Source organism: Ornithinicoccus halotolerans, from assembly GCF_009602535.1.
Taxonomy (GTDB): domain Bacteria; phylum Actinomycetota; class Actinomycetes; order Actinomycetales; family Dermatophilaceae; genus Ornithinicoccus; species Ornithinicoccus halotolerans.
Map to the genome: position 1 here is coordinate 1 of NZ_WIQI01000094.1, position 10,060 is coordinate 10,060.

General features: G+C 74.0%; 10 protein-coding genes and 1 pseudogene. 6 read left to right on the plus strand and 5 right to left on the minus strand.

Features of this window, described 5'->3' with window-relative positions; translation table 11 throughout:
* Window positions 1-304 (minus strand): annotated as a pseudogene (locus GFJ45_RS13075) (preprotein translocase subunit SecA); the annotation flags it as partial.
* A gap of 121 nt (window positions 305-425) precedes the next feature.
* Between GFJ45_RS13075 and GFJ45_RS13080 the strand changes: the two are divergent.
* A complete protein-coding gene (locus GFJ45_RS13080) occupies window positions 426-1,595 on the plus strand; it encodes a GNAT family N-acetyltransferase (RefSeq protein ID WP_153397918.1) in 1,170 nt (389 codons plus the stop codon).
* On the opposite strand, the gene GFJ45_RS13085 is transcribed toward GFJ45_RS13080, so the two are convergent.
* The 3 genes from GFJ45_RS13085 to GFJ45_RS13095 form a co-directional block, all read right to left on the minus strand.
* Window positions 1,568-3,595, minus strand: coding sequence for an ExeM/NucH family extracellular endonuclease (locus tag GFJ45_RS13085; RefSeq protein WP_228386993.1), 2,028 nt, complete (start codon window positions 3,593-3,595; stop codon window positions 1,568-1,570). The genes GFJ45_RS13080 and GFJ45_RS13085 overlap by 28 nt on opposite strands.
* A gap of 70 nt (window positions 3,596-3,665) precedes the next feature.
* On the minus strand, window positions 3,666-4,160 hold the full coding sequence (greA, locus tag GFJ45_RS13090) for a transcription elongation factor GreA (protein ID WP_153397922.1): 495 nt from the start codon (window positions 4,158-4,160) through the stop codon (window positions 3,666-3,668).
* 216 nt (window positions 4,161-4,376) lie between these two features.
* The gene (locus tag GFJ45_RS13095; protein ID WP_153397924.1) at window positions 4,377-4,766 is read right to left on the minus strand and encodes a DUF4307 domain-containing protein; all 390 of its coding nucleotides are present in this window, start codon (window positions 4,764-4,766) and stop codon (window positions 4,377-4,379) included.
* Between the two features lie 95 nt (window positions 4,767-4,861).
* Between GFJ45_RS13095 and mca the strand changes: the two genes are divergently transcribed.
* Together mca and GFJ45_RS13105 are read left to right on the plus strand one after the other, a co-directional pair.
* Complete coding sequence (gene mca / locus GFJ45_RS13100) at window positions 4,862-5,908, plus strand: mycothiol conjugate amidase Mca (RefSeq protein ID WP_153397926.1); 1,047 nt, start codon at window positions 4,862-4,864, stop codon at window positions 5,906-5,908.
* Window positions 5,905-6,153, plus strand: coding sequence for a hypothetical protein (locus GFJ45_RS13105; RefSeq protein WP_153397928.1), 249 nt, complete (start codon window positions 5,905-5,907; stop codon window positions 6,151-6,153). The genes mca and GFJ45_RS13105 overlap by 4 nt, the downstream gene beginning before the upstream one ends.
* A 30-nt stretch (window positions 6,154-6,183) precedes the next feature.
* Here GFJ45_RS13105 and trhA read toward each other — a convergent pair whose 3' ends face one another.
* A complete protein-coding gene (gene trhA, locus GFJ45_RS13110; RefSeq protein WP_153397930.1) occupies window positions 6,184-6,891 on the minus strand; it encodes a PAQR family membrane homeostasis protein TrhA in 708 nt (235 codons plus the stop codon).
* A 111-nt stretch (window positions 6,892-7,002) separates the two neighbouring features.
* On the opposite strand from trhA, the gene GFJ45_RS13115 reads away from it, so the two are divergent.
* From GFJ45_RS13115 to GFJ45_RS13125, 3 genes are all read left to right on the plus strand, one after another.
* Complete coding sequence (locus GFJ45_RS13115) at window positions 7,003-7,767, plus strand: isoprenyl transferase (RefSeq protein ID WP_153397932.1); 765 nt, start codon at window positions 7,003-7,005, stop codon at window positions 7,765-7,767.
* Between the two features lie 259 nt (window positions 7,768-8,026).
* Window positions 8,027-9,385 (plus strand): PhoH family protein, encoded by a 1,359-nt coding sequence (locus GFJ45_RS13120; protein ID WP_194288664.1) that lies wholly within the window; start codon window positions 8,027-8,029, stop codon window positions 9,383-9,385.
* A 221-nt stretch (window positions 9,386-9,606) separates the two neighbouring features.
* On the plus strand, window positions 9,607-10,060 hold a 454-nt coding region (locus tag GFJ45_RS13125; RefSeq protein ID WP_228386999.1), incomplete at its 3' end, for a hypothetical protein.

Here is a 10,060-nt window from a genome sequence, read left to right on the forward strand (position 1 = left end):
TCATCTCGGCCACGTTGCCCTCGTGCAGCGCGACGCCACCCATGATCTGGACGTCGAAGTGCCGCTTGCCGAGGGTGCGACGGGCGGCCTCCCGCACCGCGGCGAACGCCTCCGGCAGCAGGTCCTCCAGCGACTCGCCGTCGGCCAGCCGGGCCTTGAACCGGTCGGTCTCGCCCCGCAGCTCCTCGTCGGTCAGCTTCTCGAACTCGGGCTCGAGCACGTTGACCTGCCGGGCGACCGCCTCCAGCCGCCGCAGGGTGCGGCCCTCACCCGCCCGCAGCATCTTCTCCAACAGCTTCGGCACCCAGGTCTCCTGACACGTAAGGATGGAACCCACCTAGGCTAAACGTTGCTCGCCCGCGAGCGGGAACCGTGGCCCGCGCGGGGCCAGGCGTTCGCGGGCCGCCGGCCCGGGAGGAGGAGCCATGGAGGGGGCCGGCGACCACTCGAGGGCCGTCCCGGTGCTGGACGACGGAGCCGTGCGGTTGCGTGCCCACACCGCGGCCGACCTGGCAGGAGTCCTCCAGCAGTGCCAGGACCCGCTCTCTCGCCGCTGGCTGCCGCTGCCGGACCCCTACGGCCCACGGCAGGCCGAGGAGTTCCTGGCACTGGCCCGGTCCAGCTGGCGCGACCCCTCCCCGGCCTCCCCGCGGTACTGGGCGGTGCAGGCCCGCGACGACCACGGGCGAGCCAGGTTCGCCGGCTCGGTCAACTACAGCCGCGACGGCCAGGGCGGCGGTGAGCTGGGGTACGGGCTGCACCCGTGGGCCCGGGGCCGCGGGGTCGGGCTGCGGGCGGTCCGGCTGGCGCTGGCGCACGCGTTCGGGCACGACCGGCTGCAGCTGGTGCGCTGGCGGTCGGTGCGGGGCAACTTCGCCAGCAGGAGGATCGCGTGGCGGGCAGGGTTCACCGTCGAGGGGACCGTCCGCGGCCTGGAGGCGCACCCGGTGCAGGGGCTGCGCGACGGGTGGGTGGGCAGCCTGGCCGCCGGCGAGCCCAGGGCCCCTGCTCACCGCTGGCTGGACGCCCCGGTGCTGGTCGGGGACCGGGTCCGGTTGCGGCCCTGGCGGGAGGACGACGGCCCCCGGCTGCCGCCCCACGACGAGGCGGCCCGCGCCTTCATGGCCCCCGTGCTCCCGCCGGAGGACCCCGGCGGCTACGCCGGCTGGCTGCTGCGCACCCGGGAGCGGATGGCCGGCGGCGAGGCGCTGTCCTGGTGCCTGGCCGACCCGGACGACGACCGTCCGCTGGGCTGGCTGGCGCTGTTCGCGCTGGACCGGCCCTACTTCCACGGCTCCGGGCGGCTGGGCTACTGGCTGTCCGCGCCCGCCCGCGGCCGCGGGCTCATGGCGGAGGCGCTGGCACTGGGCACCCGGCATGCCTTCGCGCCGGCGCCACGCGACCCGGCCGACACGCTGGCCGGGCTGGGCCTGCACCGGCTCGGGGCCGCCGCCGACGCCCGCAACGCCGCCTCACAGGCGGTGCTGCGGCGCGCCGGCTGGCAGCTGGTCGGCACCGAGCGTGAGGCGACGGTCTACCGGCCCGGCGGTCACCGCTACGACGCGGTTCAGTTCGAGCGCTTGGCCGGCCGCTGAGGCCAGGCCCCGGGCCGGAGCACCTCGACCGTCACGTCCGCCAGGGTGGTGTTGCCGGCCTCGTCGGTGACCGCGTACACGAACGTGTACCGGGCCGCCATCGCCGCGGTGACCAGGAACTCGCGCTCGGTCTGCTGCTCCACCGCGCCACCGGTGGCCACGGCGTCGACCAGCTCGACCCGCAGCTCGTCGGCCGTGGTGGTGTCGTCGCTGGCCGCCACGGTCACCGTGACCGGAACCTGCTTGCCGTTCGGCGGCCAGACCGTCGCCGGGTCCGCCGAGACCGCGACCTCGGGGGCGGTGCTGTCCGGCGGGGTCAGGTCCAGGCCGACGACCACCGGGTCGTGGTCGCTGGAGCGGTAGGGGTCGGGCGCGTAGATGGCGTCCTGCGGCGGGGCCGTGAAGGACATGTCGTAGTCCAGCAGGCTCGGCTCGTCGGCGTTGACCGCCCACACGTCCGCGCCGGCCACCTGCTCCAGCAGCGCCTCGTTGGCCAGGGCGTGGTCCAGGTAGCCCAGCTGGCCGTCGAAGACGTAGGAGTAGGCGTGCTCGCCCTGCTCCCGGAGCAGCAGGTCGGTGTACCCGGCCGCCCGCAGCGCCTCGATCGGGTCCTCCTTGTCGTAGGCGTTCAGGTCGCCGATGATCAGCGCCTCCTCGACGCCGGTGCCGGTCGGGTCGCCGGCCAGCCAGTCGGCCATCGCCTCCGCCGCGGCGGTGCGCACTCCGTTGCAGTTGCCCTGGCCGTCGGGGTCGGTCGGGTCGCCGACGTCCTCGCACGAGGAGCCCTTGGACTTCAGGTGGTTGACCGCCACCGTGACCATGCCGCCGGTCGCCTCGTCGCGGAACGTCTGCGCCAGCGTCGGGCGGTTCTTGTCGTCCAGGAACCGCTCGTCGTCCGCGGAGGTCAGCGTGGCGAAGTCACCGACGGGGGTCGCCTCGGCCGGCTGGTAGATGAACGCCGTGGTGATCTCGTCGGTGCCGACCTCGCCGGTGGCCAGGTAGGCGTAACGCTCCTCGCCGAGGTGGTCGTTGAGCGCGCCGGTGAGCCGGGCGAGCGCCTCGTCGCCGTTGTTCTCGATCTCGATCAGCCCGACGACGTCGGCGTCCAGCTCCGCGAGGGCGGCCACAATCTTGGCCTCCTGCCGCGCCAGCTCCGCCTCGGTGTCCGCGCCGCGGCTGCCCAGCGTGGTGAAGTAGTTCAGCACGTTGAACGAGGCCACCTGCAGCCCACCGGCCAGCTCCGGCGCCTCCGGGCGCGGGTTGGCCGTGGTCACGGTCGCTCCGGTGGTGGGCTGCACCCGCCACAGGTCGAACCGGAAGTCGAGCACACCGGTGGCGTCGGTGACCAGGTCACCGCCGCGGAACCGGCTCTGCAGCGTGAACTCCTCCCCGTTGGGGTGCCGCGCCGGGTCCGGGTTCTGCGTGCTGCGGCCGTCGTCGAGGGTGATGCGGTGACGGGCGTTGGCCTCGGCCAGCGCCTCGGCCTCCGCCGAGCCGGGCGCGTGCACGGCGGTCGGCTGGAACTGCCGGTCGGTGCCGAGCGCGATCTCGCCGTAGCGGCCGAAGTTGAAGTACTCCAGGATCGCCAGGTCCTGCGGCAGCGTGACCCGCATGCCCTCGTGGCGCTCCTTGTCCTCCTCCGCCAACGGCAGCTCCAGGGCCACCGGCGGCGGCAGCTCACCGTCGGTGGCGCAGACGGCCGCCGCGGTGGCCGACAGCTGGGTCATCTGGAAGTACTCGTCGGCGGTGCCGGTGACCCGCACGGTGTCGCCCTCTGCCACGGCCGGGCCGCCCGGGTGGTGGACGAAGATGCCGTCGGAGGTGGCCGGGTCCTCGTCCGGGCCCAGCTGGCGGTCGACGGCAGCTACCTGACGTTCGCGGCCGGGCTGCTGGCCGCCGAGCACCCCGACCTGGCCGATGCGGTCGCCGCGCAGGCCGTGGACCCGGGACCGCAGCGACCGGGCCGGGAGCAGGCCGCTCGGTGCTGAACCAGGCTCCACCGGCGGGCACAGCAGCGCGGCCCGGTCCCGCGGCAGGACCGGCCCGCGCTCGTGAGCTGCGGTGGGTGGCTCAGCCGCCGAACGGCTTCACCTCGAGGACCTTGACCTCGATCGACTTGCCGGTCGGCGCCTCGTAGCTGACCGTCTCCCCCGCGGTGCGGCCGTTGATGGCCGAGCCCAGCGGGGAGCGCTCGCTGTAGACGTCCAGGTCCTCCCGGTCGCCCAAAATCTCCCGGCTGCCGAGCAGGAAGGTCTCGGTCTCGCCGAACATCTCCACGGTGACGACCATGCCCGGCTCGACGACGCCGTCGTCCGGCGGGGCCTCACCCACCGTGGCGTGCTCGAGGAGGTGCTCCAGCTGGCGGATGCGGGCCTCCATCTTGCCCTGCTCCTCCTTGGCCGCGTGGTAGCCGCCGTTCTCGCGCAGGTCCCCCTCCTCGCGGGCGGCCTCGATCCGCTTGGAGATCTCCGTGCGGCCCTCGCCGGAGAGGTAGGTCAGCTCGGCCCGGAGCCGCTCGTACGCCTCGCGGGTCAGGAAGCTCGTCGCCTTGGCTGCCTCGGTCACGTCTTCACTCCTCGGTCGGTTGGTTGCCCGACCACACCCACGGATCGGCGCCGCTCGCGCACGCATCCGGCCACCGGCTGGAACCGGTGGGACGGCGTGATCAAACAAGACGGCCCGGGCGATGGGGGCGTCGCGATGACACCCGGCCCGGACCAGCGTGATCACTCATTCTAACAACGGCGAGGGCGGAGTCCACCAACGAAGGTCACGATATGGTCACGGTCCGGTTGCGGGGCGCTCGTCGGCGTACCAGCAGAAGTCGACGTAGCCCGTGGTGGCCCTGGTCACCGTGCGCACCGGTGCCGTGTGCCGGCTGGGGGAGGACTCCACCGGCCCCACCTCGACCTGGGCGGTACCGATCCGGGTCTTGTTCTCGTCCAGCGCGTGCAGCTCGCACACCACCGCGCGGCCGGGGTCGCGTACCAGGTCGAACCGCACCGTCACCTGCTCCTCGGAGTCGACCAGGAAGCCGGTGTTGGTCCAGTGCACCTTGCCGCTGGTCGCGGCGACCGCGAACCACACGATCACGGCGGTCATCGTCAGCACCCCCAGCGTGCCGACGACCCACCAGGTGCGGCGACGGCGTGCGTCAGTGGTGACGGACACGGGCGCGCTCCGATCTGACCGTGGTGAGAGGATGGTCGGCGGCTGCGGCGACCGCCGAGCCCATTGTCCGTCATCGGCAACGACAGGAGCACAGGGTGTCCCAGGGACTGCGGTTGCTGGCGGTGCACGCCCACCCCGACGACGAGTCGAGCAAGGGGGCGGCGACCACCGCGCACTACGTCGCCGAGGGCGCGGCCGTGATGGTGGTCTCGTGCACCGGCGGTGAGCGCGGGGACGTGCTCAACCCCAAGCTGGCCGACGAGATGCTGCTGCGGCGCGACATCGCCCGGGTGCGGCGCCGGGAGATGGCTCGCGCGGCCGCGATCCTCGGCGTCCAGCACACCTGGCTGGGGTTCGTCGACTCCGGCCTGCCCGAGGGGGACCCGCTGCCGCCGCTCCCGCCGGGCGGCTTCGCGCTCGCGCCGCTGCGTGCCACGACCGAGGCGCTGGTGCGGGTGATCCGCTCCTTCCGCCCCCACGTGCTGACGACCTACGACGAGAAGGGTGGCTACCCGCACCCGGACCACATCATGACCCACATCGTCTCGATGGCGGCGGTGGAGGCCGCCGGTGACCCGGAGCGGTTCCCGGACGCCGGCGAGCCCTGGCAGCCCCTCAAGGTGTACTACAACGCGTGGGCGCCGGAGCGGATCCGTCACCTGCACCAGGAGATGCTGGCTCAGGGCATGGAGTCGCCCTTCGCCGAGTGGGTGGCCCGGATGGAGGAGCGGACGCCCCGCACCATCACCAGCCGGGTGGTGTGCGGGGAGCACTTCGCGACCCGGGACGAGGCGCTGCGCGCGCACGCGACCCAGGTGGACCCCGACGGGATGTGGTTCGCCGCGCCGCTGGAGCTGCAGCAGCGCGTCCACCCGACCGAGGACTTCGAGCTGGCGCTGTCGATGCTGCCGGTGTCGTTGCCCGAGGACGACCTGTTCGCCGGGATCCCGGCCGAGGTGCCCGAGGCCGACGCGCTGTGCCGCAAGCCACCGCCGCGGGAGGCCGACGGCACGCTGGCCGCCGCCTACCGCACCGAGGCGCCGGTCGAGACCGACCCCCGGGCCGCGCGGCTCGGGGCCGAGGACGAGCGCGAGCCGGAGGCCCGCACCGAGGTGGAGGGGCACGCGGAGGAGAGCGCGTGAACACCAGCAGCGTCGAGGTGACCGCCGGGCTCGGCGGATTCCTGGTGCTGTTCGGGCTGGGGCTAGTGCTGTGGTTCCTCGGCCGGGACCTGAGCCGGCGGCTGCGCGGGATGCGGCTCCGGGAGGAAGAGCGGCTGCGGCGGCTGGAGCAGGAGCAGGCCGGCGACTCGGGCGACGGCGACCGCGACGGCCCGGGGCGGCCGGGGCCCGAGGACGACGCGGGGTCCGCGGCGCCGAGGCGGTGACCGCGCGAGGCGACCGACCCCGGGACTGGCTCAGGCGCCGGCCGGTGTCGCGCCGTAGACGGCCAGCGAGGCCGCGACGTAGTGGGCGATGAAGGCAGCCACTGTGCAGGCGTGGAACACCTCGTGGAAGCCGAACCACTGCGGAGAGGGGTTCGGGCGCTTGGTGCCGTAGACGACCGCGCCCAGCGTGTAGAGCACGCCACCGGCGGTGATGAGGCCGAGCACCCAGGGCCCGCCGGCCTCCAGGAAGTGGCCGAGGTAGAACACCGCGACCCACCCCAGCGCGACGTACACGGGGGTGTAGAGCCACCGTGGCGCACCCACCCACAGGATCCGGAACGCCACGCCCCCGAGCGCGCCCGTCCACACGACCCACAGCAGCACGCGTCCCTCGCCCGGCGGCAGCAGCAGCACCGCGAACGGGGTGTAGGTGCCGGCGATGATGAGGAAGATGTTGGCGTGGTCCAGCCGCTTCAGCAGCCGGGCCGCCTTGGGGTTCCAGGTGCCGCGGTGGTAGAGGGCCGACGTCCCGAACAGCAGGACCGCGGTGAGCCCGAACACGGCGGCCGCCACCCGGGCGGGAGTCGTCGGGGCGAGCGCCACCAGCACGAGGCCGGCGACGAGCGCGACGGGGGCCATCCCGAGGTGCAGCCAGCCGCGCAGATGCGGCTTCATCGCCTGGGCGGCGTCCCCGACGGCGTGGGCGCCGCGACGGCCCAGGGAGTCGCTGCCGGTCATGGCCCGATCCTAACTTACCGTGTCGTAGGTTACGAACCCGTAGGTTAGCCTCGAGCCGCGGCGCCGGTGGCACTCAGGGAACCCCGAGCAGGGGGAGGTACCTTGAGCGCCATGGCTTCACTGCGGGGCGTGCTCTACCGGCTCTACACCCGGTCGGTGGCCCGGAGCCTGCCCGCCGACCGGCTGCCCCGGCACGTCGGCGTGATGCTGGACGGCAACCGGCGCTGGGCGCGGGCCCGGGGCGCCGACACGGCCCACGGCCACCAGGCGGGCGCCGACAACATCCGGCCGCTGCTGGACTGGTGCGAGGAAGCGGGGGTCGAGGTGGTCACGCTGTGGCTGCTGTCCACCGACAACCTGGACCGCGCGGAGTCGGAGCTGGAGCCGCTGCTGGGCATCATCGAGGGGGTCGTGGCCGACCTGGCCCGCGCCGGTCGGTGGCGGCTGCACGTCGTCGGTGCCACCCACCTGCTGCCCGAGCGCACCCGCCAGGTCCTCGGCGGGGCGGCCGCGAGCACCGCGGACGCCCCCGGGATGCTGGTCAACGTGGCGGTCGGCTACGGGGGGCGCCAGGAGATCACCGACGCGGTGCGCTCGCTGCTGGCGGAGCACGCCCGGCGCGGGACGAGCCTGGCGGAGCTGGCCCAGACCCTGGACGTGGAGCACATCGCCGAGCACCTGTACACCAAGGGCCAGCCGGACCCCGACCTGGTCATCCGCACCAGCGGCGAGCAGCGGCTCGGCGGCTTCCTGCTGTGGCAGAGCGCCCACAGCGAGTTCTACTTCTGCGAGGCGTTCTGGCCCGACTTCCGCAAGGTGGACTTCGTGCGGGCGCTGCGCTCCTACGCCGAGCGAGAGCGCCGCTTCGGGCGCTGAGCCCGCTCGGGCCGGCGCCCTCTCCCGGCGCGGGAGGTCGTCCGCGCCACGCGGAGAAATGTGCGTGCCTCGGGGGAGCAGGCGGCCTAGCGTCGGAGATGACGACGGACACCCGTCCCCGTCTCGGGAGGCCCGACCGGATGGAGCGCACGCTCTGGGTGGAGGGCCGGTTCCGGCTCGTGGCCACCCCGGTCACGGCTCGGTCCCGGTCAGCCCACCGTCAGGACGCGTAGCAGCCGCGCGCGTCGGAGGAGTCGACATGGCCAGCACCACCGCTCGTCCCAGCGCCGACCAGGCCCCCACGCGCGCCCCCGTCGCGACAACCACCCGCACCTACGTCCTTGACACCTCCGTGCTGCTGTCCGACCCGCGGGCGATGACCCGGTTCGCCGAGCACGAGGTGGTGCTGCCCGTCGTCGTGATCAGCGAGCTGGAGGCCAAGCGCCACCACCCCGAGCTGGGCTACTTCGCCAGGCAGGCCTTGCGCCTGCTGGACGACCTGCGGGTCCAGCACGGTGGTCTCAGCGAGCCGGTCCCCGTCGGGGACGAGGGCGGGACGCTTCGGGTCGAGCTCAACCACACCGACCCGGAGGCGCTGCCGGCCGGGTTCCGGCTTGGCGACAACGACACCCGGATCCTGGCCGTCGCGGCCAACCTGAGCGCCGAGGGCAGGGACGTCACCGTGGTGAGCAAGGACCTGCCGCTGCGGGTCAAGGCCTCCGCGGTGGGCCTGGAGGCGGAGGAGTACCGCGCCGAGCTGGCGGTGGACTCCGGCTTCACGGGGATGGCCGAGCTGGAGGTCACCGACCAGCAGATGGCGACCCTCTACGAGACCGGCCGGCTCGAGCACGACGGCGCCCACGAGCTGCTGTGCCACACCGGGCTGACGGTGCTCGGGCCGTCCGGCAGCGCGCTGGGCCGGGTGGCACCGGACGGCGCGGTGCGGCTGGTGCGCGGTGACCGGGACGCCTTCGGCCTGCACGGGCGCTCGGCAGAGCAGCGGATCGCGCTCGACCTGCTGCTCGACCCGGACATCGGCATCGTCAGCCTGGGCGGCCGCGCTGGCACCGGCAAGAGCGCGCTGGCCCTCTGTGCCGGCCTGGAGGCGGTCATGGAGCGCCGCCAGCACCGCCGCGTCCTGGTCTTCCGGCCGCTCTACGCGGTCGGTGGCCAGGAGCTGGGCTACCTGCCCGGCACCGAGAACGACAAGATGGGCCCGTGGGCGCAGGCCGTCTTCGACACCCTCGGCGCGCTGGTCTCCACCGAGGTAGTGGAGGAGATCCTGGACCGCGAGCTGCTCGAGGTGCTCCCGCTCACTCACATCCGCGGCCGGTCGCTGCACGACGCCTTCGTCATCGTGGACGAGGCGCAGTCGCTGGAGCGCAACGTGCTGCTGACCGTGCTGTCCCGCATCGGGCAGAGCTCCCGGGTGGTGCTCACCCACGACGTCGCACAGCGCGACAACCTCCGGGTGGGCCGCCACGACGGGGTAGCGGCCGTCATCGAGTCGCTCAAGGGGCACCCGCTCTTCGCCCACATGACGCTGCACCGCAGCGAGCGCAGCCCCATCGCGGCCCTGGTCACCGAGATGCTCGAGGGCACCCACCACCTGGGCTGAGCCGCGGCGGGCGCCGCGGCGACGGTGCGGGCGGGGCCACGACTGGCCGGAGCGTGGGGGCCGCGCCCGGCGCTGTGACATTGGCCACGTCCGGCGGCGCGGGTTTGCACCGGCGACCCGCGGTCGGGCACGGTAGACCTGGTTTTGTCACGATTTGATAACGCCCGCCCGCTGCGCGTCGCTGCCCCCGCGACCCCGGGCGAGCCCAGAGGAGCCCCCCTGTGTCCCGTCCCACCCCTGCCCATCAGCGCGGCGCCCACCGCGGCGCCCGCGGTCTGCACCGTCCCGCCGCCCTGCTGACCACCGCCATCGCCACTGTCTCGATGGGGCTGGCCGCCTTCGCGGCCTCCACCCCCGGGGCGAGCCTGGACGCCAGCCGCGCCGAGGCCTCACTGTCGGCCGCCGGTCCGGCCATCGGTACCGCGGCGGTGGAGCGCGTCGCCACCGCGGTGCAGCAGCCGGAGCAGGGCACGCTCCGGCTGGACCAGCTGGTGCTGGCGCGCGATGTCGTCGCCGACTCGGCCGCCGCCGGCCAGGCCGCCACCCAGGCGGTGCAGGAGCGCTCCGCGGAGATCGCTGCCGAGCGTGCCGAGCGCCGTGAGGCCGAGCAGGAGGCGCGGGAGCAGGCCGAGGAGGAGGCCCGGCAGCAGGCCGAGGCTGCTGCCGCCGCCGAGG